The sequence below is a fragment of the Streptomyces sp. NRRL S-244 genome (assembly GCF_000717915.1).
Lineage (GTDB): Bacteria > Actinomycetota > Actinomycetes > Streptomycetales > Streptomycetaceae > Streptomyces.
In genome coordinates this window covers 312,763-334,379 of sequence record NZ_JOCX01000008.1, presented here as the reverse complement: position 1 = coordinate 334,379, position 21,617 = coordinate 312,763, and the positions used below count along the sequence as shown (strand labels likewise).

Genomic DNA, 21,617 nt, shown 5'->3' with positions numbered 1-21,617 from the left:
GCGAACCGTAGCGGCGTGCCGCGCGGAAGATCGGGAAACGGCGAAAACGGGGCGGAAGCGGAGTGCGGGGCTCGTGGGGCGGCTTTACGGGAGCACTGCGGGGCATGGGGGACACTGGTGGGGTTCGACCCCGTTCCGTGTTGCCGAGGAGCTGTTCCCCATGCCCCGCCTTGCCGTGTTCGCCATCGTCGTCTGCGTGCTGTCCGTGGCCGCGGCCGTGGTCGCCTTCGTGGAGGGCAGCTTCGTGGGGATCGTGTGGGTGCTGCTGGCCGGGCTCACGTCGAACATGGCCTGGTACTACCTGCGCAAGGCGAAGGCGGAGAAGGCCGCGCGCTCCGCGGGATAGGGCCTGCCAGGGCCTACTGCGGGGCCGCGCAGAAGCCGTTCGTGTCCTGCCAGAAGCGGTAGAGGTCGCGGCCGCAGAAGGTCTCCAGGTCGGACACGCCCAGCGTGGACAGCAGGTTGCGCACCGCGTCGAAGAAGAACCCGTTGACCTCCGGGATCCACAGCAGCGCGAACACGGCGATCAGTCCGAACGGCGCCAGCGGCGCCACCTCGCGGCGGATCCGGTACGAGAGCCAGGGCTCGATGATCCCGTAGCCGTCCAGGCCCGGCACCGGCAGGAAGTTCAAGATGGCCGCCGATACCTGGAGCAGCGCGAGGAAGGCGAGCGCGAAGCGGAACGCCATCGGGACCCCGTCGAGGGCGTTCAGCCAGAACGGCGCCGTGCAGACTATCGCGAAGGCCACGTTGGTCAGCGGGCCCGCCGCCGAGATGAGGCTGTGCTTCCAGCGGCCCCGGATCCGGTCGCGCTCGATGTACACCGCGCCGCCGGGCAGGCCCAGTCCGCCCATGATCACGAAGATCACCGGCAGGACGATGCTGAGCAGCGCGTGCGTGTACTTCAGGGGGTTCAGCGTCAGGTAGCCCTTGGCCCCGACCGAGAGGTCGCCGCTGTGCAGGGCCGTGCGGGCGTGCGCGTACTCGTGCAGGCAGAGGGAGACGATCCAGGCCGAGGTGACGAAGAGGAACACGGCGAGCCCGGTGCTCGTCGAGTAACCCGTCCACACGGCCCAACCGGTGACCGCCATGACGGCGAAGATGCCGAGGAATACGGAACTGATCTGCCGCTCGCTGCGGCTGCCCTGATGACCCATGCGGCGAAACCTACCCCGCGCAGGGGGCCAAAAGGAGTACGGGGCCGGGCCCCGGGCCAGCGACAATGGGCCGGTGCGTTACGCGATTCTCGGCACTGCCCAGGCCAGCCGCGACGACGGGAGCCCCGTCGCCGTCGGCGGAGCGCGCCTGCGGGCGCTGCTGACCGCGCTCGCGCTGCGCCCGGGGCGGGCCGTGCCGGTGCACCTGCTGGTGGAGCAGGTGTGGGACGGCGACCGCCCGGCGGATGCGCCGGCCGCGCTCCAGGCGCTGGTGGGCCGGCTGCGCAGGGCGCTGGGGCACGGGGCGGTGCGTTCGGTGGAGGGCGGGTACCTGCTGGTCGCGGCGGGCGAGGACGTCGACCTGTACCGCTTCGAGCGGCTCGCCCGGGCGGGCGCGGCGGCGCAGGACCCGGCCGAGGCGGCCGCCCTGTACGAGGAGGCCCTGGGGCTGTGGCGCGGTCCGGCGCTGGCCGACCTGCCGGACGCGGCGGCCGAGTCCGCCCGCTGGGAGGCCGTACGTCTGGACGCGCGCCGGGGCCGGCTCGCGGCGGCCCTGGCGCTGGGCCAGGCCGAGCGGGCCCTGCCGGAGCTGACCGTCCTGTGCGGGGAGCGCCCGCTGGACGAGCCGCTCCAGGCCCTGCGGATCCGGGCCCTGCGGGACACGGGCCGCCCGGCGGAGGCGCTGGCCGCCTACGAAGCCGTCCGGCAGGACCTGGCCGCCCGCCTGGGCACGGACCCGGGCCCGGCCCTGCGCACCCTCCACGCCCAACTCCTGACCCCGCACCCCGACCCGGCCGCCCCCGGGCAGGGCAGCGCCTCCGGTGGGCATCCGGCGCAGCCGGGGCGGGCCCCGGCCTCCGGACCGGGCGCCCCCGGGCAGTCGGCCTCGGGCTCCGGCTCGGCCGGGTCGCCGGGCGCCGCCCCGGGCTGGCATCCAGAGCAGCCGGGGCAGGGGCAGGACGCGGACGTCCCTCCGGCTTCCGGCGCGCCCGCGCGGCCGGCCTCGGCGGACGGTGGGCCGCAGCCGGCGGTCGGGGTCGGGGTTGCCCGCGCGGGGAATCTGCGGGCGCGGGTGACCAGCTTCGTGGGGCGCGAGGGGGACATCCGGGTCATCGGCGCGGATCTCGGGCGCGCGCGGCTCGTCACCCTGCTCGGGCCCGGCGGAGCCGGCAAGACACGGCTGTCCCAAGAGGCCGCCGAGCACGCCGCCCAGGCCTGGCCCGACGGGGTGTGGTTCGTGGAGCTGGCCCCCGTGGACGACCCCGAGGACGTCGCCGAGGCCGCCCTCACCGCGCTCGGTGCACGCGAGACCAAGCTGCGCGGCGGCGCCGCCGAGGAGCTGCGGGCGCTGACCGACCGCGCCGGGGACCAGCCCCTCGACCGGCTCGCGGAGCACTGCGCCCGGCGGCGGATGCTGCTGATCCTGGACAACTGCGAGCACGTCATCGGCGCCTCCGCCGAGCTCGCCGAGGAGCTCCTCGCCCGCTGTCCCGGCGTCCGGATCCTGGCCACCAGCCGCGAACCCCTCGGTGTGCCGGGAGAGTTCCTGCGCCCGGTGGAGCCGCTGCCCGACCCCGTGGCGCTCCGGCTCCTGGGAGACCGGGGGGCCGCCGCCCGGCCGGGGTTCCGCACCGACGACGACCCCGAGGCCGCTGCCGAGATCTGCCGCCGCCTCGACGGGCTGCCGCTCGCCATCGAGCTGGCCGCGGCCCGGCTGCGGCTGCTCACCCCGCGCCAGATCGCCGACCGGCTCGACGACCGCTTCCGGCTCCTGACCGGCGGCGCCCGTACCCACCTGCCCCGCCAGCAGACCCTGCGCGCCGTCGTCGACTGGTCCTGGGACCTGCTCGACGCGTCCGAACGCGCCGTCCTGCGCCGCCTGTCCGTCTTCGCCGGCGGCTGCGACGTGGCCGCCGCCGAAGCCGTCTGCGCCGACCCCGCCGCCCCCGGCGCCCCCGACGTCCTGGACCTCCTCGGCTCCCTCGTCGACAAGTCCCTCGTCGTCGCCGCCCCCGGCCCCGACGGCGCCGAAATGCGCTACCGGCTGCTGGAGACCGTCGCCGAGTACGCCGCCGAGCGGCTCGGCGAGGCCGCCGGGGACCGCGCCGCCACCGAGCGCCGCCACCTCACGTACTACCGCGAACTCGCCCGCACCACCGAGCCGCTGCTGCGCGGCCGCCGCCAGCGCAAGGCCACCGAGCGGTTCGCCACCGAGTACGAGAACCTCCGTACCGCGCTGCGCCGTGCCATCGCCGCCCGCGACACCGACGAGGTGCTCTGCCTCGTCCACTCCCTCGCCTGGTACTGGTCGATGCACGACCTGCGCACCGAGTCCCGGCACTGGTCCAACGCCGCCGGCGCGCTCATCCCCGACCCCTTCCGCGCGCCCGTCGCCCCCGCAGAGCCGGTGTACGCACAGCTCGTGGACACGCCCCCGCCGTACGCCGGGGAACTGCTCACCGAGGCCTGGCGCGGCATCCGGCTGATCCAGCTCGCCTCCCGCGACCAGACCAACGAGAGCTGGAACGCGCCCGAGATCCGGGACCAGATCGAGCAGGTCGTCGCCGCCTACCGTCCCGGCCTGCCGCAGACCTGCCGGACCCCCGGCGGCCTGTGGATCTACGCCGTGATGATCGCCGGCGACCCCGCCCTGCTCCGGCAGGTCCTCGACGCCACCGTCGACACCGCCCGGGAGCTGGACTACCGCTGGGAGCTGGCCGCCGCCCTCCAGGTACGGGCCAACGTGCTGGCCAACCGGGCCGACTGGTCCGGGGACGCCACCCGCGACGCCGACGAGAGCCACGCCCTCTTCGAGTCGCTGGGCGACGACTGGGGCTGCGCCGAGGCCCTGTCCGCCCGCGCCGAAGCCCGCGAGAAGCGGGGCGAGTACGCGGCGGCGACGCAGGACTTCCGGTCCGCGATCGAGCACGCCGAGCGGCTCGGCGCCCTGTCCCAGGTCACGGTCCTGCGCGTGCGGATGGCCGGGGCCCTCGTCGAGAACGGTGAACTCGTCGAGGCCGAGGAGATCCTCACCGGGATCCTGGAGACCCCGCTCACCTACGGCAACGAGGCCCTGCCGGCCGCCCGGATGTTCCTCGCGGGCGTCTACGGCCGCACCGGCCGCATCACCGAGGCCCGCCGGCAGCTCCGGATGCTGCGCGAGGAGTTCGCGCTCGGCGCCTTCGCCATCTTCGACGGGTTCCTGCTCGGCACGATGGCCTGGCTGGACAACCAGTGCGGCGCGTACGCGGACGCCCTCGCCCACCTCCGGAAGGCCATGGGCACCGCCCGGGACACCCTCGCCCTCATGGTCGCCCCGCAGATGCCCGCCGTGTACCTGCTGACGGCGGCCGTCTCGCACGTCGGCCTCGGCGGCGGGCGGCACGCGTACGACGCCGCGCGGCTGCTCGGCGCCTACCGGGCCCACCTGCCGGCCCAGCACTTCCCGGTCAGCACGGAACGCGAGGACGCGGCCCGCGCCGAGAAGCTGACGCGGGCCGCGCTCGGCGAGGCCGCGTACGCGTCGGCGTACGCCGAAGGCGGCGGCCTCACCCTGGAGGAAGCCACCGCCCTCATCTGACCCGGCCCCCGTGCGGGGTCCGTCCGGGACGCGATCCGGAACGGACCGGCCGGCCCGGATCAGGTCTTCTGGCGGAACTTGCGGACCGCGAGCGGCATGGTGACCGCCGTGATGGCCACCGACCAGATCAGCGTCACCGTCACCGGGTGGGCGACCGCACCGCCGTTGATCAGGCCGCGGGCCGCGTCGGCCAGGTTGGACAGCGGGTTGTAGTCCGTGAAGGTCTGCAGCCAGCCGGGCATGGTCGACGGCGGGGCGAAGATCGAGCTGCCGAACTGCAGGGGCATCAGGACCAGCATCGCCATGCCCTGCACGGCCTGCGCGGTCTTCATGGTGAGACCGAGCAGGATGAAGATCCACATCAGCGAGGCGCCGAAGACCGCCGACAGGCCGATGGACAGCAGCAGGTCGAACACCGAGGTCTTGATCGACAGGCCGAGCATGAAGCCGACGGTGAGCAGGATCGCGATGGCGACCATCATCCGGCCGAGCTCGACGACGATCTTGGCGATGAGGACGGACGAGCGGGCGATCGGCATGGACCGGAACCGGTCCATCACGCCCTTCTTGAAGTCGTCGTTGACGCCGGTGCCGACACCCATGGCGATGTTCATGCCCATCATGGCCATCAGGCCCGGGACGACGTAGTTGACGTACGCCTCCTGCTGGCCCTTGCCGGAAATCGCGCCGCCGAAGACGAACACGAACAGCAGCGTGAAGATGATCGGCATGAACAGGACGTCGAACATCGACTCGGGGTCCTGCTTGATCTGGAGGGCGTTGCGGCGCACCAGGGCGCCGATGTGCCGCAGATTGGCGCGCAGGCCGATCCGGCCCTCGCCGTGGCCGTCCACCGGGGCCGGAGCGGGCGCGGTGGGGGCGGGCTTCGTCGTGGTTACGGTGCTCATGCCGCGACCTCCTCGGTCTTCTCGGTGGGGACGGAGTCCTCGACGGAGGTGGGCCGCTGGCCGGTGATGGCCAGGAACACCTCGTCCAGGCTGGGCAGGTAGGTGCCGAGGTCGGCGATCGCGTACCCGCGGGCGGCCAGCAGGCCGACCACGGCGGTCAGCTGCTCGTCGCTCAGGATCGGGACCAGCAGCACGCCCTCGTCCGGGACGGCCTGCGAACCGGCGACCCCGTCGAGCCCGGCCTCGGCCAGCGAACGGGCCATGCCCGGCAGGTCGGAGGCGGCGACGGGGCGGATCTTCAGGGTCCGGCCGCCGACCCGGGCCTTCAGCTCGTCGACCTTGCCCTTGGCGATGACCTTGCCCTTGTCGATGACCGTCAGCTCGTTCGCGAGCTGCTCGGCCTCCTCCATGTACTGCGTGGTGAGCAGGACGGTGGCCCCCTCGGCGACCATCCGCTGCACCTCGTCCCACACCTCGTTGCGGGTGCGGGGGTCGAGGCCGGTGGTCGGCTCGTCCAGGTAGAGCACGGCCGGGCGGCCGATCATCGAGGCGGCCAGGTCGAGCCGGCGGCGCATGCCGCCGGAGTAGTTCATCGCGGCCTTCTTGGCGGCGTCGGTGAGCGAGAACCGCTCCAGCAGCTCGTCGGCACGGGACCGGGCGTCCTTGCGGGACAGGTCGAGCAGCCGGCCGATCATGTAGAGGTTCTCCCAGCCGGAGAGCTTCTCGTCGACCGAGGCGTACTGGCCGGTGAGGCCTATGGTGCGGCGCAGCTGCCGCGGCTGGCGGACCACGTCGTAGCCGGCGACGGTCGCGGTCCCGGCGTCCGGGACGATCAGGGTGGAGAGGCAGCGTACGAGGGTGGTCTTGCCGGCGCCGTTGGGGCCGAGGACACCGAGGACCGTGCCCTCCCGGACGTCCAGGTCGACCCCGTCCAGGGCCTTCGTGTCGCCGTAGTGCTTGACCAGCCCCCGTACCTCGACGGCGTGCGAGCCGTTCACGGGATTCTTGTCGTTTCGCGTCATGTCCACCATGGGACCATCAGCCACCGACAACGCACCGACAGCCGACCGACAGCCGACCGACAGGAAGGCGACAGGCAGCCGGCCGGAAGGCGGACGGACGCCGACGGCCCGCCGACGAGGCGTCGGCGGGCCGTCGTTACGGGACTACGCGATCAGTGGAAGCTGTGCTCGGCCTGCGGGAACGTTCCGCCGACCACGTCCTCGGCGAAGGCCTTCGCCGCGTCGCCCATGGTCGCGCGCAGGTTCGCGTACTGCTTCACGAACTTCGGCATCTTCCCGCCGGTCAGGCCCATCATGTCGGTCCACACCAGCACCTGCGCGTCGCACTCCGCGCCGGCCCCGATGCCGACCGTCGGGATGTGCAGGGACCGGGTGACCTCGGCGGCCAGCTCGGCCGGGACCAGCTCCAGCACCACCGCGAACGCGCCCGCGTCCTGCGCCGCCTTGGCGTCGCGCAGCAGCTGGTGCGCGGCCTCGTCGCCGCGGCCCTGCACCCGGTAGCCCATGGCGTTCACGGACTGCGGGGTCAGGCCCAGGTGGGACATGACGGGGATGCCGGACTGCACGATCAGCTCGGTCTGGTGCAGCGAGCGCTCGCCGCCCTCCAGCTTCACGGCTCCGACACCGGCCTCCTTCACGAGGCGGGTGGCGCTGCGCAGCGCCTGCACGGCGCCTTCCTGGTACGAGCCGAACGGCAGGTCGCCGACGACCAGGGCCCGGCCGGTGCCGCGTACGACGGCCGCCGACAGCATGGTCATCTCGTCCATCGTCACGGGGACGGTGTTCTCGTAGCCGAGGTGACAGTTGCCCATGGAGTCGCCGACGAGGATGACCGGGATGCCGGCCTCGTCGAAGACGGACGCGGTCATCGCGTCGTAGGCGGTGAGCATGGGCCACTTCTCGCCGCGCTCCTTGGCGAGGGTGAGGTCGCGGACGGTGATCCGCCGGGTGCCCGTGCCTCCGTACAGGGTGGGGGAGGCGGCTTCGCGGGCAGGCGAAACGGCATGCGTCATTGCAACTGCTCCTTGATGTCATCTCGAGGCGCCCTCACGGCGTCCCCGGACTCACCCACCATGGTGGCACCTGCCAGGGCCGTGGCGAAAGTGGTGGGGGGACCCGTACGTCACACTCCTGACGCACGCGAGGGCCACTCCCTGCACCCTCATGGCCCCCTCTTGGACCTCTCATGGTCCCCTCACCGGCGGTTCGGCGCGCGCGGGAGGCAATGTACGCGTTTCGTGACAAGCGGAACCTCGGCCACACGGCCGTTCGTCCTCCCGGACGTACGGCCGGAACAACGGCACGGAAGGCTCCGTCGATCGCCTAGGGTCAAGGTGCGGGGACGGAGCGCGAGCACGGCAGCGAGGGCAGTGGCATGGCACAGGCGTACATGACGGAGACGGGGAACGGCGGCTCGGAGCCCGAGCCCTCCGGATCCCGCCTCCGGCGCCGACTGGCCGGGCTGCGCCGGGACCGGGGCATCTGGCGGCGCGGGATCGTCACCGCTGCCGTGGCCGCCCTGATCTCACTGATCATGATCTTCCACGCCGAGCTGCCGAACGACGTGGGCAACCTCGGCAGCCTCACCGAGACCTTCCTGCCCTGGCTGGGCCTGGCCGTGCCGCTCCTGCTGGCCGCCGCCGTCGTGCGCAAGTCCGCCACCGCGCTGATCGCGATACTGCTGACGGCCGTCGTCTGGGTGAACCTCTTCGGCAGCCTGGTCCTCGACAAGTCCGGATCCGGCGGCAACCTGATGGTCGCCACCCACAACGTCGACGCCGACAACCCCGACCCGCACGGCACCGCCGTCCAGATCGCCAGGTCCGGCGCCGACGTGCTGGCCCTGACCGAGCTCAAGGGCAGCGCCGTCCCCGTCTACGAGCAGGCCCTGGCCGGCGGGTACAAGTACCACTCCGTCGAGGGCACGGTCGGCGTGTGGAGCAAGTACCCGCTGAGCTCCAGCACTCCCGTCGACATCAAGATGGGCTGGACCCGCGCCATGCGCACCACCGTGGACAGCCCGTACGGCAAGATCGCCGTCTTCGTCGCCCACCTGCCCTCCGTGCGGGTCAAGCTCAACGCCGGCTTCACCGCCAACCAGCGCGACAACAGCGCCGCGGCCCTGGGCAACGCGCTCGCCGCCGAACCGTTGAAGAAGGTCATCCTGCTCGGCGACCTCAACGGCACCATGAACGACCGGTCCCTGTCCGACATCACCTCGCAGATGCGGTCCACGCAGGGCGCGGCGGGCGACGGCTTCGGATTCAGCTGGCCGGCCCAGTTCCCGATGGCCCGGATCGACCAGATCATGGTCCGCGGCATCACCCCGGAAGGCTCCTGGAGCCTGCCGCGCACCGGCAGCGACCACCTGCCGGTCGCCGCGCGGCTGACCGTGAAGCAGTAGCCCGTACGCCCGTACGGGTGAGACCCGGCGGCAGCGGCTACGCGTGCTCGCGCCAGCCGTTCGTGATGGGCAGCCGGCGGTCCTTGCCGAAGCCCTTCGCGGAGATCTTCGTACCCGGCGGGTACTGGCGCCGCTTGTACTCCGCCGTGTCCACCATCCGCAGGGTCTTGGCGACCAGCGCGCGGTCGAAGCCGGCTTCGACGATCGCGTCGATGCCCTGGTCGCGGTCCACGTACAGCTCCAGGACCGCGTCGAGCACCGGGTAGTCCGGCAGCGAGTCCGTGTCCACCTGGCCCGGGCGCAGCTCGGCGCTCGGCGGCTTCACGATGGAGTTCTCCGGGATCGGCGGGGTCTCGCCGCGCTCGGCCGCGGCCCGGTTGCGGTACCGCGCGAGCCGGAAGACGTCCGTCTTGTAGACGTCCTTGATCGGGCCGTACGCGCCCACCGAGTCGCCGTACAGGGTGGAGTAGCCGACGGCCAGCTCCGACTTGTTGCCCGGGGCCAGCACGATGTGGCCCTCCTGGTTGGAGACCGCCATCAGCATGGTGCCGCGCAGCCGGGACTGGAGGTTCTCCTCCGCCAGGCCGGTCAGGCCGAGCGAGCCCATGTACGCGTCGAACATCGGCTCGATCGGCACGGTCCGGAAGTTCAGGCCGGTCCGGTCGGCCAGATCGGCGGCGTCGCCCCTGGAGTGGTCCGAGGAGTACTTCGAGGGCATCGAGATGCCGTACACGTTCTGCGCGCCGATCGCGTCGCAGGCGATGGCGGCGACGAGCGCGGAGTCGATGCCGCCGGAGAGCCCGATCAGGACGGAGCGGAATCCGTTCTTCTTGACGTACGCGCGCAGGCCCACGACCAGCGCGTCGTAGACCTCCTCGTCGTCGTCCAGGCGGTCGGCGTACCCGCCGGTGACCACGGGCTCGTACGGTTCCACCGGCTCCTCGGAGAGGATCACGCGGTCGATCCGCAGCCCGTCGTCGACGAGGCCCTCGGGGGCGTCGGCGCGGGCGGCCGGCAGGTCGAGGTCGACGAGGACGCAGCCCTCGGAGAACTGCGGGGCGCGGGCGATGACCTCGCCGTCGGCGTCGACGACGATCGAGTCCCCGTCGAAGACCAGCTCGTCCTGGCCGCCGATCATCGCCAGATAGGCGAGGGTGCAGCCGGCCTCCTTGGCGCGCCTGCGCACCAGTTCGAGGCGCAGGTCGTCCTTGTTGCGCTCGTAGGGGGAGGCGTTGACGGAGATCAGCAGGCCGGCCCCGGCGGAGCGGGTGGCCGGGACGCGGCCGCCCTCCTGCCAGAGGTCCTCGCAGATGGCCAGGGCCACGTCGACGCCGTGCACCCGGATGACCGGCTGGGTGTCGCCCGGCACGAAGTACCGGAATTCGTCGAACACGCCGTAGTTGGGGAGGTGGTGCTTGGCGAACCTGAGGGCGACCTTGCCGCCGTACAGCACGGCGGCCGCGTTCTCCGGGGACCCGGCGGGACGGCCGAGCCGCGGGGCGGCCTGCTCCGTACGGTCGAGGTAGCCGACGACGACCGGCAGGCCGCCGAAGCCCTCGGCCGCCAGCCGCTCCGCGAGTTCGCGCAGCGCGGTACGGGAGGCCTCGACGAAGGAGGCGCGCAGGGCGAGGTCCTCGACGGGGTACCCGGTCAGCATCATCTCCGGGAACGCCACCAGGTGGGCGCCCTGCTCGGCGGAGTGCCGGGTCCAGTGGACGACCGAGTCGGCGTTGGCGGCGATGTTGCCGACCTGCGAGTCGATCTGATTCAGAGCGAGGCGAAGTTGAGGCACGGGCCCAGTGTAATCGTCTTTCTGACGCGATGTCCTGGGGCCCGTGCCTGTTGCCGTGTTTTCCGCCGCGTTCCGGTCAGCCGATCGAGCCGCTGAACTTCGCGCTGGGCAGCCGGATGCCGGGGGAGATGTCGGCCGAGAGGTGGTCGGTTCCCTCGGGGACCTCGTACGCCAGGATCCCGCTGGCGGACTCGCCCGGCAGGATGTCGCCCCTGATCATCTTCGGGACGTCGCCGCCGTCGAAGGCGAGCTTGGCGGTCATGCCCTTGTCGTCGCGGACGTTGGGCACCGCGTAGATGACGTTGTGGGTCTCGGTGGAGTTGTTGGTGATGGTGAGCGTGAACTCCACCGCGTTCTCGACCGTCGAGTACTTGTTCTTGGTGACGTACTTCTTCGGCTTCGAGAGGGTCACCTTGATGCCGTTCGGGTACGTGTACGTCTCGCCGAACGGCAGCGGGGAAGTGATGCCGGGGACCTGCGTGGGCGAAGGCGACGGCATCGGTGTCGGCGAGAACCTCGGGAGCGGCGGCCGGCTGGAGCCGATGTCGTCCGGGACCTCCCAGCCCTCCCTGAGCTTGCCGTCGGCCACGTTCGTGACGACGAGGCCGGTGAGGAAGAGGCCGCCGACCGAGGAGCCGAGGCCGAGTACGGCGAGGACCGTGCCGGTGACGGCCATCGACTTGCGGCCGGCGCCCTTCGAGGCGCGGACGAGGGCGCCGATGCCGATGCCGATGCCGATCAGGGCGAGGAGGGCGCCCGCCCAGAAGATGAACGGGATGATCCCGATGAGCACGGCGGCGATGCCGAGGATGAGGGCGGCGACCGCCAAGCCGTTGGTGGTGGACGGCGGGGGCGTGCCCCACGGGTTGCCGGGGGTGGCGCCGGGGTGGGCGCCCCAGGCGCCCCCGGGCGGTACCGGGGCTGCCGGCGCGCCGAAGGAGGGGGCCGGGGGCATGGGCGCGGGCGGCGCGAAGGCCGAGGCGGGCGCGGCGGCGCCGGCCTGCGGGGGCGCGGCTGCGGTCGCGGGCTCGGGCTGGGGCGCGGGGGCCGGAGCGGGGGCCGGAGCCGGGGCCGGCTCGGAGGGCGGGGCGGGCTGCGGTTCGGCCGCCTGCGCTTCGGGAGCCGGAGCCGGGGCGGGCTCGGGCGCGGGCTCCGGGGCCGGCTCCGGGGTCTTCTGGAGTGAGAGCGGCTGTGCCGGCTCGGGCGCGGAGGGCGCCTGCGAGGCCGGCTCCGGTATGGGCGTGCCCGCGGGCTCCGTCGGCGGACCGGACGGGCTGTCGGGCTGGTTCGGGGGCGTGCTCATACCTGGCGGGAGTCCTCACGGGGGTGGTGTGCGCGGTGATCGCCAAGCCTGCCATGCGCCCCGTACGGCTCCAAAGGGGTTTGGCCCCCGGCCCGCCCCCGGTCAGCGGGCCGGGGGCGGGCCGGGAGGGCCGGGGACCGGGGGCCGAACTCCCCGGCGGAGGGCTACCGCTGGTAGCCGAGCACCGTCATCATCCCGGCCTCCGCGTGGTACACGTTGTGGCAATGCGCCATCCACAGCCCGGGGTTGTCGGCGTCGAAGTCCACCGTCAGCTTCCCCTTCGGCAGGACCAGCGCGGTGTCCTTGCGCGCGCCGCCCGCACCGCCGCCGAGGGCGAAGGTGTGCCCGTGCAGGTGGAGCGGGTGCCACATCGTTGTGGAGTTGTTGAACTCCAGCCGGACCCGCTCGCCCGCCTTCACCGGATGCCGCTGGTCCGGGGTGTACGGCTTGCCGTCGAAGGCCCAGTCGTACTTCGCCATCCCGCCGGTCAGTTCGATCCCGATCGTGCGGTCCGGCGTACGGGCCGCCAGTACGGCGGGCTCCGCCGCCCGCAGCGCGCCCGCCGTCAGCGGTGTCCCGGCCAGCTCGGCCGGCCGGGTCGCGGCCGTGGGCGCCGTACCCGGCCCGGTGCGCAGCAGGGCGAGCGCCGACGCCGACCCGCCCTTGCCCTCGGCGAGCGCGGTCAGCGGGAACACCCCGTCCCGCGCGGTGACCAGGACGTCGTACCGCTCACCCATGCCCAGCAGCAGGGAGCCGGTCCTCGCGTGCTCCACCGGGTAGCCGTCGGTGTGGGTGACCGTCAGTTCGTGGCCGCCGAGAGCGATCCGGAAGGCCGTGTCCCCGCCCGCGTTGACGATCCGCAGCCGGATCCGGTCGCCGGGCCTCGCGGTGAAGACCGACGGGTCCTGCGCCGTCCGGCCGTTGACCAGGTAGTACGGGTACGCGACGTCGCCCGGGTCCTTGCCGAGGACGTCGCTCTCCCCGCCCATGAGCAGCCGCGAGGGCGCGCCGCCCGCGGCCGGGGTCTGCGGGGCGGGTGTCTGCGGGGCCGTCGCGGCGCCGCCGTGGCCCGCGTGTCCGCCGCCCGCCCTCATGTCCATGCCCTTGCGGAGTTCGGCGAGGACCGCGTCCGGGGTGGAGCCGTCCACTCCGTCGACCCAGTCGTCCAGGACCACCACCCACTCCTTGTCGTACGCGAGGGGCTCCTTCGGGTCCTCGACGATGAGCGGCGCGTACAGGCCGCGGTCCTGCTGGACCCCGGAGTGCGGGTGGAACCAGTACGTCCCCGGGTGCGGGACGGCGAAGCGGTACGTGAAGGACCCGCCCGGCGCGATGTCCCGCTGGGTCAGGCCCGGGACGCCGTCCATGTCGTTGCGCAGGGCGAGGCCGTGCCAGTGCAGGGAGGTGGCCTGCGGGAGGTTGTTGGCCAGGGTCAGGGCGAGGGTGCCGCCCGCGGTGACCCGTACCTCCTGGCCGGGCAGCCGGTCCCCGTACGCCCAGGAGCGGACGGTGAGCCCGCCGCCGAGGTCGAGCGGGGTGGCGGTGGCGGTCAGCCTGACCTCGGAGACCGGCCCGGTGGCCTTGCGGGCGGCCTCGGCGGCCTGCACCTCGGGCCCGGCGGGGTCGACGTAGCCGCCCGGCGAGGCGGCGGGGGAGGGGCCGCCGTGGTTCATGGAGCCGTGGTCCATGCCGGAGCCGTCGGACGTGCCGGAGCCGTCGGAGCAGGCGGCGAGCAGCCCGGAGCCGGCGAGGGCGGCGGTGGCGCCGAGCACGGCGCGGCGGGTGGGGCGGATGGGGTGGGTGGGAAGAGAGCGCATGGAAGCACCTCGTGGCGTGTGTCGTACGAGCGGATGGGCGCCGTCTGCTGCCGCCGCGCGGGCATGCGGGGGCGGCAGCGGGCCCGTCGCTATACGCGCAGTACCGCCAGCCGGGTGAGGAGTTCGCGGGGCGAGGGCGGGTCGGGTCCGCCGGACCGGCCCGGCCCGCGGGCCGCGCCCCCGAGCGGCGCGGCGTCGCGGAGGCCGGCCGGTCCGGCGCCCAGGATCAGCAGGGTGAGCCCGCCGAGCACGGCCAGGCACACCGACATGGGGTCCATGCCTGAGCCGGCCGGCGGAGCCTCGGCGGCGGGCCCCGGGCCCCGGTCGCCCCGGGCGTGGTCCGAGGTGTGGCCGGAGGCAGGGCCCGAGACGTGGCCCGAGGTGTGGTCCGCCGCACGCGCGGCCGAGGCAACGGCGGCGACCGGAGCCGCGTCCTCCATGGTGTGGGACCGACTCGGATGGCCCAGGGTGTGCATGGTGACGATGCCCAGGAGCAGCGCAGCGAGCAGCAGCAGCCGGGGCCACCGGGCGGCTCGCTGTGCGGTGCGCTGGGCAGGGCGCGTCATGGGCGGAACCCTACCCCGGGTGGGTATCTGATCGTAGGACCGGGTCCGCCGTGTTGAGGATGATGCGCAGTATGTCCACGAGCCGTATTCCGACAAGAGGCGAAGAGGGAGTGTCCACGAGGAACCCGTGGCCGGTCGCCCTCCTCATCGGCTTGGGAGCCGCCGCGTACACCGCCTGGGTGCTCGAGGTCGTCCTCTCGACCGGCCTGAACCCCATCGAGACCTACGTCAGCGAGCTGGCCGCCCAGGACCAGCCGCTCGGCGGGCTCTTCCGGGCCACCGACTTCACCGCCGGCCTGCTCGCCTTCGCGGGCGGCCTGCTGGGGCTCGCCGGGCTGCTGCGGGGCGGCGGATCCCGGCGCCCGTGGTCGGTCGTCGGCTGGGCCGGCATCACCCTCTTCGGCGCGGCCACCGCCGCCGACGCCTGGCTCCCGCTCAGCTGCACGCCCACCGTGGACCCCGTGTGCGCCGCCCGGGAGACCGCCGGCCTGGTCCCGGCCACCCATCAGGCGCATGCCGTCAGCAGCAGTCTCGCCATGACCGGCGCCCTCGTCGGGATCGTCGCCCTCACCGTCGCCGCCCGCCGCTACCGCCGGCTCGCCCCGCTGGCCCGCTACGGACCGGCCCTGGTGGCGCTGGAGCTGCTGGCCACCGTCTGGACCCTGTCCGCCATCGCGCTGTTCACCGCCGGGCGCGGGACTTGGGCGCTCGGCGCCGGGCAGCGGTTGCAGGTGCTGTTCGTGGCGCTCTGGCTGGGCCTGCTCGCGTACTCCGTCCACAAGGAGCGGCGCACGTGACGGCGGCGGCGCACACGACCTCGTACGGGCCCCGGGGCGAGCGCTTCGTACGGGTGCACGGGGTGGACGGGGTGCACGGGGCGGACGGGGCGGACGGGGTTCCCCTGCACGTCGTCGTCGAGGGGAGCGGGCCGCCCGTGGTGCTGAGCGCCGGGCTCGCGATGGCCTGGTTCGACTGGGACCCCGTGGCCGCGCTGCTCGTCGCGCAGGGCCGTACCGTGGTCCGCTTCGACCGCCCCGGGCACGGGCTGAGCGGCCCCGCCACCGCCCCGCCGACCGCCGCCGGGGAGGCCCGCCGGATCGCCGGGCTGCTCGACGCGCTCGGCCTCGGCGGCCGCCCCGCCACGGTCGCCGGGCACTCGATCGCCGGGTTCCACGCCGAGGCCTTCGCCCGCCTGTACCCCGAGCGCACCGCAGCCCTGGTCCTCGTCGACAGCAGCATCGAGGAGGACCCCCGTACGGTGCTGCCCGCCGGGCTGCGCACCGGCGCCGCCGGGCTGCTCGGCCGGGCCCTGACCGCCGCCGGGCTGCCCGCCGCGCTGGGTCCGCTCGCGCGGCGCGCCGCCGTACGGGCCTCCCGCACCGGCGGCTCCGACCCGGCCGCGCGGGACCTCGTACGCCGCGTCTACCGCACCGGGCGGGTCTGGCGCGGGGCCCTGCTGGAGAACGCCCGCTACCAGGACACCGCCGCCGATCTGCTCGCGCTGCGGACCGGGCGCCCGCCGGCCGTGCCCGTCACCGTCCTCGCGGGGTACGACGGCTCGGCGGGGCGGGGGGCCCTGCGGTGGTGCGAGCGCCAGGCGGAGCTGGCCGAGCGGCTCGGCGCCCGCTTCGAGGTCGTCGAACCGTCGGGGCACCTGGTCATGCTGGACCGCCCGGGCGAGGTGGCGCGGGCGGTCCTGGACGCGGGGGTGCGGGAATCGGGTGGGGCGGGTGGGCCGGGGGGGGGCGGATCAGTCGGGTGGGGCCGGTCAGCGCCTCGCGTAGACCTTCTCCACGAAGCCCGCCAGCTGCTCCTCGGAGAGGTGCTGGGCCAGGTCGGCCTCGCTGATCATGCCGACCAGCTTCTTGTTCCTGATGACCGGCAGGCGCTTGATCTGGTGGCTCTCCATCTCCTCCAGGACGTCGGAGACGTCCGCGCCCGCGTCGATCCAGCGCGGGGTGCCCTGGGCCATGTCACCGCAGGTGACCTTCGCCGGGTCGTGCCCCTTGGCCACACAGTTCACGACGATGTCGCGGTCGGTGAGGATGCCGCACAGCCGCTCGTCGGTGTCGCTGATGGGCAGGGCGCCCACATTGAGCCGGGCCATCAGCTGGGCGGCCCGGTCGAGGGTCTCGGTGGCCGGGATCCACTGGGCCCCGGGGTGCATGATGTCTGCGGCGGTCGTCATCGCTGAACCTCCCTGAACGCGTTCACAGCCGGTCGCGGACGCGCTCGGCCGCGGCGTTCCCCACGCGGCGGAGCACACGCCCGTACGGGTGAAAGGACGCCTCTCACCACCGTACGAGCGTGTCCCGTCACCCGCGCGGCGCAGCCCCGCGCTGTTTCAGCATGTCCGCCATGAGGGTGAGCTCCGACTGCTGCGCCTCGACCATGCCCTGGGCCAGCGCCCGCTCGGCGGGGGTCTCGCACTGCGCCGCGCAGCCCTGGGCCATCGCGACGCCGCCCTTGTGGTGGTCGGTCATCAGCTGGAGGTAGAGCACCTCCGCGTCCCGGCCCTCGGCGGCGCCGAGCCGCGCGAGCTCCTCCTTGGTGGCCATGCCGGGCATGAGCGCGCCGGGCTTGGCGGTGACGCCGCCCATGTCGTGCCCGCCCATCTCGTGCCCGGCGTGCCCGCTCGCGTCCTGCCCGCCGTGCTGATCCGCGGTCCCCATCCAGGACATCGGCGGCTCGTCGGCCACCACCTTCGGCAGCCCCCACAGGTCCAGCCAGCCCAGCAGCATGCCCCGCTGGTTGGCCTGGGTGTTGGCGATGTCGTACGCGAGGGAGCGCACCGGCTCGTCCTTGGTGCGGTCCCGCACGACGAACGACATCTCCACCGCCTGCTGGTGGTGCACGGCCATGTCCCGGGCGAAGCCCGCGTCCGGCGAGTAGAGGCCCGGCGCGCGGGACGACGTACGGGAGCCGTCCCCGTCCCCCTCGCCCCCGCTCGCGGAGGCGACCGTGGCCGCCACCGCGAACAGGAGCGCGAGCAGGACGGCCGTCCCGGCCGCCCAGTACGTACGGGTCACTTCTCGGCCAGCCCGTTGGTGCAGGCCGCGCCCGGCTCGGGGGTCTGCGGGCCCTGCACGTACTTGGTGAAGAACTGCGCGACCCGCGGGTCGTCCGCCTTGTCCACCGTCAGCTGCTTGCCCCAGGCGCTCAGCATGATCGTGCCGGCCTGCTCCTTGTCCGGGCTCATCAGCGTGTACGGGGTCTTGGCCACGGTCCCGGCGAGCGCGTCGACGTCGCCCTTGGCGGCCTTCTCGTTGTACGTCACCCAGACCGCGCCGTGCTCCAGCGAGTGGACGGCGTTGACCTCGGGGATCGCGTTCTTGTAGACGTCGCCGTTGCAGTTCATCCAGCGCGGGCTGTGGTCGCCGCCGACCGGCGGGTTCATCGGGTACTTCACCGGGGTCTCGACGTGGTTGCGGCCCAGCGTCTTCGCGTCCCAGGTCTGCTCGCCGTTCACCGGGGCCTTGGCGGCCACCGCCGCGGCGTCCTTCTTCTCCTTCTTGTCGATCATCACCCAGGCGCCGAATCCGATGAGCGCGGCGGCGACCGCCACGGAGGCGGTGATCGCGATGGCCGCGTTGCGCCGGTCGCGGGACCGCTCGGCGCGGCGCATCTCGGCTATGCGGGCCTGGGGGGAGTTCTGGTCGTACGGGGTCCTGCTGGCCATGTGCCCTGAATCCTTCTGCTGAGGGGGGTGGAGGGATGGATCCGGTGGAGCGCGTACGGCGCCCGGACCCGTCAGGTCCGCAGCACTTGGAGGGCATGGAGGTCGGGGGCGCGCGCGAGCGTCCCGTGCGGCCGGGCCGGCCCGCCGTCGGCGGCGCGCGCGACGGGATCGGGGGCGGAGCCCGGCACGGTCACGGCGGGCGGCGGGGCGGGCAGCACCCCGGGGGCCACGTGCGAGAAGGGGGAGCAGCCGGGCGCCTCGTCGGGGGCCACGCAGACGGCGCGCGGCGCGGTCGCGGGGGTGATGGCGGCCCCGGCGGTCCCTCCGTGCGGCTCGCCCGGCCGTACGCACAGGAACAGCGCCGCGAACAGCACGGAGAGGGCGACCACGATGACGGCATGCCGACGTACGCGGCGCCCTGTGCGCCCGCCCCGTACGTGCTCCCGGCCCCCCATGGGCGCAGATGGTAATGCTCATGACGGCCCCGAGGTCAGTGCGGGGGTGCCACGAGCTTTCAAGGGTGCGTAATGTGGCGGAAACCGCGGCTGGCGATACTGGGCCCGCCCGACCGTGCCCACACCCTCGGGGGAGTGGTGCACAGGCCGTCTGAACTGCGAGGATGAAGGCATGGACAAGCAGCAGGAATTCGTCCTCCGGACGCTCGAGGAGCGCGACATCCGGTTCGTGCGCCTGTGGTTCACCGACGTACTGGGCTTCCTGAAGTCCGTCGCGGTCGCCCCCGCCGAGCTGGAGCAGGCCTTCGACGAGGGCATCGGCTTCGACGGCTCGGCCATCGAGGGCTTCGCCCGGGTCTACGAGTCCGACATGATCGCCAAGCCGGACCCCAGCACGTTCCAGATACTGCCGTGGCGCGCCGAGGCCCCCGGGACCGCCCGGATGTTCTGCGACATCCTCATGCCGGACGGCTCCCCCTCCTTCGCGGACCCGCGCTTCGTCCTCAAGCGCATCCTGAACAAGACCTCCGACCTGGGCTTCACCTTCTACACCCACCCGGAGATCGAGTTCTTCCTGCTGAAGGACAAGCCGCTGGACGGGACCCGCCCGGTCCCGGCCGACAACTCCGGCTATTTCGACCACACTCCGCAGAACGTCGGCATGGACTTCCGCCGCCAGGCGATCACCATGCTCGAATCCATGGGCATCTCGGTCGAGTTCAGCCACCACGAGGGCGCCCCGGGCCAGCAGGAGATCGACCTCCGCTACGCGGACGCCCTCTCGACGGCCGACAACATCATGACCTTCCGCCTGGTCATGAAGCAGGTGGCCCTCGAACAGGGCGTCCAGGCCACCTTCATGCCGAAGCCGTTCTCGGAGTACCCGGGCTCGGGCATGCACACCCACCTCTCCCTCTTCGAGGGGGACCGCAACGCCTTCTACGAGTCGGGTGCCGAGTACCAGCTCTCGAAGGTCGGCCGCTCGTTCATCGCGGGCCTTCTTCGCCACGCGGCGGAAACGGCGGCGGTGACGAACCAGTGGGTGAACTCCTACAAGCGCATCTGGGGCGGCTCCTCCCGCACGGCCGGCTCCGGCGGCGAGGCACCCTCGTACATCTGCTGGGGCCACAACAACCGCTCGGCCCTGATCCGCGTCCCGATGTACAAGCCGGGCAAGACGGGCTCCTCGCGCGTCGAGGTCCGCTCGATCGACTCGGGCGCCAACCCGTACCTGACGTACGCCGTCCTCCTCGCGGCCGGCCTCAAGGGCATCGAGGAGGGCTACGAACTCCCGGCGGGCGCCGACGACGACGTCTGGGCCCTCTCCGACGCCGAACGCCGCGCGATGGGCATCGAACCCCTCCCCCAGAACCTCGGCGAGGCCATCTCCCTGATGGAACGCAGCGAACTGGTGGCGGAAACCCTGGGCGAGCACGTCTTCGACTTCTTCCTCCGCAACAAGAAGCAGGAGTGGGAGGAATACCGCTCGGAGGTAACGGCCTTCGAACTCCGCAAGAACCTGCCCGTCCTGTAACCGCAGGTCAGCGGCGATACCCCAGTCACACGGCACCCCGGGCCGGCGGCACTCGGCCGCCGGCCCGGACCCGTTTCACCGCTCCTGGGCCGTCTGTGGGCCGTCAGCCGCGGCATCCGCCATCACTATTCACCTGAGGGCGAAGTTTTGTGTCCAGTAGACGCGTGAATTATGGCCGTTGGCCTTGCCCACACCGAGCACCTTGTAGTTGCAGTCAAGGATCGCCGCGCGATGCCCCCAATTGGATGCCTCATCGTGATGCAACCAATTATCCATCGCCTGAGCGAAAGTCTGGTTGGTGCCGTAGCTCCAGTTCTCAGAACGCTGTGCGGGGGTGAAGCCCTCCGCTTTTATCCGATCCACGGGCATCGTGTTGCCCGAGCCTATGTGGCCTCGCTTGGGATCGCTTCTGGGGTAGGCGTCGATGAGTGTCGCATAGTTGGCGGCCAGATCTTCGCTGTGTTTGCGCGATACCTCGCTGAGTCGGGGGTCAAGACGCACGCTCGGATCACCGCAGTTACCCTCATCATGTCGCGCCTGAATGATCTGGTCGACCATCTGTTTCGAGTCAGGAGGCATCGGCGGAAGGGGGCGAGGTTCAACGGCTGTGCCAGGATGAACCTGTCCACTCGTCTCCAATCCCCACGCTTGATTGACCCACCAAGGGTCACCAGTGGTTCTGGCGCATTTCCACTGTTGCAGCAACCCGCCTCGCTGGGGCGGGTTGGGGAAATTATCGTTGTCCACGTCGAGACACTTTCCGCTGTGTACTGACTGGATGAGGTATCCCACAACGTTTTCACCGCAACCACCGTCGGAGCTGGGAATGCAGCCCGGGTCCCCTATGTCCACGAACTCCCAAAGCTGGTTGGTGCCGCCATTGCATGCCCATTGAACGACCTGAACCCCGTTGGCCTTGGAATCACCGTAGAGTCCCAGACACTTGCCTGAATGGCGCGCGACGATCTTATAGCCTTTCCCGCCGCCCGCATCCACGAAGTCGAACTGCTCGTTTTTTGCGTCGTCATTCCGCGGCCAGAGGTTGATGTACTGGCCATCTTCTGGACGCGCGTTCATGACGTTTACCACCAACCCGGAACTTTGATTGTAGATAAATTCGCCGCCGGGGGTATCGGCTTTAGTCGGGTCGGGAGTCAATAGGCCGAGTCCCATCAGAAGTGCGGTCAGCAAGGCCAGCCCGGATGCATTTTTCCCCATCGCTGCGCTCCACTTCATGAAAGGTCAACGGGGCACGTGTACCTCAACGGCGGTTGCTGACCTAAGGGAGGTTTGGTGGTGAAGTTACGCATTCCCGCGTGTGCTATAGGCGCGCCAGCGCCTCGCCGCGGTGAGCCCTTCGTCGTGGGACCTCAAAGGCCATGCGCCCATTGTCGGTCGCA

Annotated in this window: 18 protein-coding genes and 1 pseudogene; 6 read left to right on the top strand and 13 right to left on the bottom strand. The window is 72.3% G+C overall.

Annotated elements, in window-relative coordinates:
- Positions 1 to 160: 160 nt before the first annotated feature.
- A complete protein-coding gene (locus IF02_RS0112540; protein WP_030156289.1) occupies positions 161 to 346 on the top strand; it encodes a hypothetical protein in 186 nt (61 codons plus the stop codon).
- A gap of 13 nt (positions 347 to 359) precedes the next feature.
- Here the strand turns inward: IF02_RS0112540 and IF02_RS0112535 are convergent, their stop codons facing one another.
- Complete coding sequence (locus tag IF02_RS0112535) at positions 360 to 1,157, bottom strand: site-2 protease family protein (RefSeq protein WP_030156287.1); 798 nt, start codon at positions 1,155 to 1,157, stop codon at positions 360 to 362.
- Between IF02_RS0112535 and IF02_RS0112530 the strand changes: the two genes are divergently transcribed.
- Entirely contained in the window at positions 1,156 to 4,737 is a 3,582-nt protein-coding gene (locus IF02_RS0112530; RefSeq protein ID WP_051696167.1) for an AfsR/SARP family transcriptional regulator, read from the top strand. The genes IF02_RS0112535 and IF02_RS0112530 overlap by 2 nt on opposite strands.
- Positions 4,738 to 4,796: 59 nt before the next feature.
- Here IF02_RS0112530 and IF02_RS0112525 read toward each other — a convergent pair whose 3' ends face one another.
- From IF02_RS0112525 to panB, 3 genes are all read right to left on the bottom strand, one after another.
- Positions 4,797 to 5,645, bottom strand: coding sequence for an ABC transporter permease (locus tag IF02_RS0112525; protein ID WP_030156284.1), 849 nt, complete (start codon positions 5,643 to 5,645; stop codon positions 4,797 to 4,799).
- Complete coding sequence (locus IF02_RS0112520) at positions 5,642 to 6,676, bottom strand: ATP-binding cassette domain-containing protein (RefSeq protein WP_030156282.1); 1,035 nt, start codon at positions 6,674 to 6,676, stop codon at positions 5,642 to 5,644. The genes IF02_RS0112525 and IF02_RS0112520 overlap by 4 nt, the downstream gene beginning before the upstream one ends.
- A gap of 143 nt (positions 6,677 to 6,819) precedes the next feature.
- Positions 6,820 to 7,680: a 3-methyl-2-oxobutanoate hydroxymethyltransferase gene (panB, locus tag IF02_RS0112515; RefSeq protein WP_030156280.1), complete on the bottom strand. Its 861-nt coding sequence runs from the start codon at positions 7,678 to 7,680 to the stop codon at positions 6,820 to 6,822.
- Between the two features lie 362 nt (positions 7,681 to 8,042).
- Here panB and IF02_RS0112510 point away from each other — a divergent pair, with 362 nt between their 5' ends.
- Positions 8,043 to 9,071 (top strand): endonuclease/exonuclease/phosphatase family protein, encoded by a 1,029-nt coding sequence (locus IF02_RS0112510; protein ID WP_030156278.1) that lies wholly within the window; start codon positions 8,043 to 8,045, stop codon positions 9,069 to 9,071.
- Between the two features lie 37 nt (positions 9,072 to 9,108).
- Here IF02_RS0112510 and IF02_RS0112505 read toward each other — a convergent pair whose 3' ends face one another.
- The 4 genes from IF02_RS0112505 to IF02_RS34335 form a co-directional block, all read right to left on the bottom strand.
- On the bottom strand, positions 9,109 to 10,863 hold the full coding sequence (locus tag IF02_RS0112505; RefSeq protein WP_030156277.1) for an NAD+ synthase: 1,755 nt from the start codon (positions 10,861 to 10,863) through the stop codon (positions 9,109 to 9,111).
- Positions 10,864 to 10,939: 76 nt separating this feature from the next.
- Entirely contained in the window at positions 10,940 to 12,166 is a 1,227-nt protein-coding gene (locus tag IF02_RS0112500) for a DUF4352 domain-containing protein (protein WP_030156275.1), read from the bottom strand.
- A gap of 164 nt (positions 12,167 to 12,330) precedes the next feature.
- Entirely contained in the window at positions 12,331 to 13,983 is a 1,653-nt protein-coding gene (locus IF02_RS0112495) for a multicopper oxidase family protein (protein WP_030156273.1), read from the bottom strand.
- An 89-nt stretch (positions 13,984 to 14,072) separates the two neighbouring features.
- Positions 14,073 to 14,549, bottom strand: a complete 477-nt coding sequence (locus IF02_RS34335; RefSeq protein WP_030156271.1) for a hypothetical protein — start codon at positions 14,547 to 14,549, stop codon at positions 14,073 to 14,075.
- 110 nt (positions 14,550 to 14,659) lie between these two features.
- Here IF02_RS34335 and IF02_RS0112485 point away from each other — a divergent pair, with 110 nt between their 5' ends.
- Positions 14,660 to 15,346, top strand: coding sequence for a DUF998 domain-containing protein (locus tag IF02_RS0112485; protein WP_030156270.1), 687 nt, complete (start codon positions 14,660 to 14,662; stop codon positions 15,344 to 15,346).
- A 71-nt stretch (positions 15,347 to 15,417) separates the two neighbouring features.
- A pseudogene (locus IF02_RS0112480) lies at positions 15,418 to 16,248 on the top strand (alpha/beta fold hydrolase); the annotation flags it as partial.
- Positions 16,249 to 16,317: 69 nt separating this feature from the next.
- On the opposite strand, the gene IF02_RS33685 reads toward IF02_RS0112480, so the two are convergent.
- The 4 genes from IF02_RS33685 to IF02_RS34330 all read right to left on the bottom strand — a co-directional run bounded on the left by IF02_RS33685 (position 16,318) and on the right by IF02_RS34330 (position 18,683).
- Positions 16,318 to 16,737 (bottom strand): CBS domain-containing protein, encoded by a 420-nt coding sequence (locus IF02_RS33685; RefSeq protein ID WP_078622060.1) that lies wholly within the window; start codon positions 16,735 to 16,737, stop codon positions 16,318 to 16,320.
- Between the two features lie 127 nt (positions 16,738 to 16,864).
- On the bottom strand, positions 16,865 to 17,578 hold the full coding sequence (locus IF02_RS0112475) for a DUF305 domain-containing protein (RefSeq protein ID WP_030156266.1): 714 nt from the start codon (positions 17,576 to 17,578) through the stop codon (positions 16,865 to 16,867).
- Entirely contained in the window at positions 17,575 to 18,228 is a 654-nt protein-coding gene (locus tag IF02_RS0112470; RefSeq protein WP_030156264.1) for a DUF3105 domain-containing protein, read from the bottom strand. Before IF02_RS0112470 ends, IF02_RS0112475 begins: the two co-directional genes overlap by 4 nt.
- Before the next feature lie 71 nt (positions 18,229 to 18,299).
- Entirely contained in the window at positions 18,300 to 18,683 is a 384-nt protein-coding gene (locus IF02_RS34330; protein ID WP_051696166.1) for a hypothetical protein, read from the bottom strand.
- Between the two features lie 172 nt (positions 18,684 to 18,855).
- On the opposite strand from IF02_RS34330, the gene IF02_RS0112460 reads away from it, so the two are divergent.
- Positions 18,856 to 20,217, top strand: coding sequence for a glutamine synthetase family protein (locus IF02_RS0112460; protein WP_030156261.1), 1,362 nt, complete (start codon positions 18,856 to 18,858; stop codon positions 20,215 to 20,217).
- Positions 20,218 to 20,346: 129 nt separating this feature from the next.
- Here the strand turns inward: IF02_RS0112460 and IF02_RS33675 are convergent, their stop codons facing one another.
- Positions 20,347 to 21,435, bottom strand: coding sequence for an RICIN domain-containing protein (locus tag IF02_RS33675; RefSeq protein ID WP_078622051.1), 1,089 nt, complete (start codon positions 21,433 to 21,435; stop codon positions 20,347 to 20,349).
- Positions 21,436 to 21,617 lie beyond the last annotated feature (182 nt).

Coding starts and splice junctions, on each gene's coding strand:
- IF02_RS34335 (WP_030156271.1), bottom strand. CDS start 14,549: ATGACGCGCCCTGCCCAGCGCACCGCACAGCGAGCCGCCCGGTGGCCC.
- IF02_RS0112525 (WP_030156284.1), bottom strand. CDS start 5,645: ATGAGCACCGTAACCACGACGAAGCCCGCCCCCACCGCGCCCGCTCCG.
- IF02_RS33685 (WP_078622060.1), bottom strand. CDS start 16,737: ATGACGACCGCCGCAGACATCATGCACCCCGGGGCCCAGTGGATCCCG.
- panB (WP_030156280.1), bottom strand. CDS start 7,680: ATGACGCATGCCGTTTCGCCTGCCCGCGAAGCCGCCTCCCCCACCCTG.
- IF02_RS0112535 (WP_030156287.1), bottom strand. CDS start 1,157: ATGGGTCATCAGGGCAGCCGCAGCGAGCGGCAGATCAGTTCCGTATTC.
- IF02_RS0112520 (WP_030156282.1), bottom strand. CDS start 6,676: ATGGTGGACATGACGCGAAACGACAAGAATCCCGTGAACGGCTCGCAC.
- IF02_RS0112530 (WP_051696167.1), top strand. CDS start 1,156: ATGCGGCGAAACCTACCCCGCGCAGGGGGCCAAAAGGAGTACGGGGCC.
- IF02_RS0112470 (WP_030156264.1), bottom strand. CDS start 18,228: ATGGCCAGCAGGACCCCGTACGACCAGAACTCCCCCCAGGCCCGCATA.
- IF02_RS0112495 (WP_030156273.1), bottom strand. CDS start 13,983: ATGCGCTCTCTTCCCACCCACCCCATCCGCCCCACCCGCCGCGCCGTG.
- IF02_RS33675 (WP_078622051.1), bottom strand. CDS start 21,435: ATGGGGAAAAATGCATCCGGGCTGGCCTTGCTGACCGCACTTCTGATG.
- IF02_RS0112540 (WP_030156289.1), top strand. CDS start 161: ATGCCCCGCCTTGCCGTGTTCGCCATCGTCGTCTGCGTGCTGTCCGTG.
- IF02_RS0112510 (WP_030156278.1), top strand. CDS start 8,043: ATGGCACAGGCGTACATGACGGAGACGGGGAACGGCGGCTCGGAGCCC.
- IF02_RS0112500 (WP_030156275.1), bottom strand. CDS start 12,166: ATGAGCACGCCCCCGAACCAGCCCGACAGCCCGTCCGGTCCGCCGACG.
- IF02_RS0112460 (WP_030156261.1), top strand. CDS start 18,856: ATGGACAAGCAGCAGGAATTCGTCCTCCGGACGCTCGAGGAGCGCGAC.
- IF02_RS34330 (WP_051696166.1), bottom strand. CDS start 18,683: ATGGGGGGCCGGGAGCACGTACGGGGCGGGCGCACAGGGCGCCGCGTA.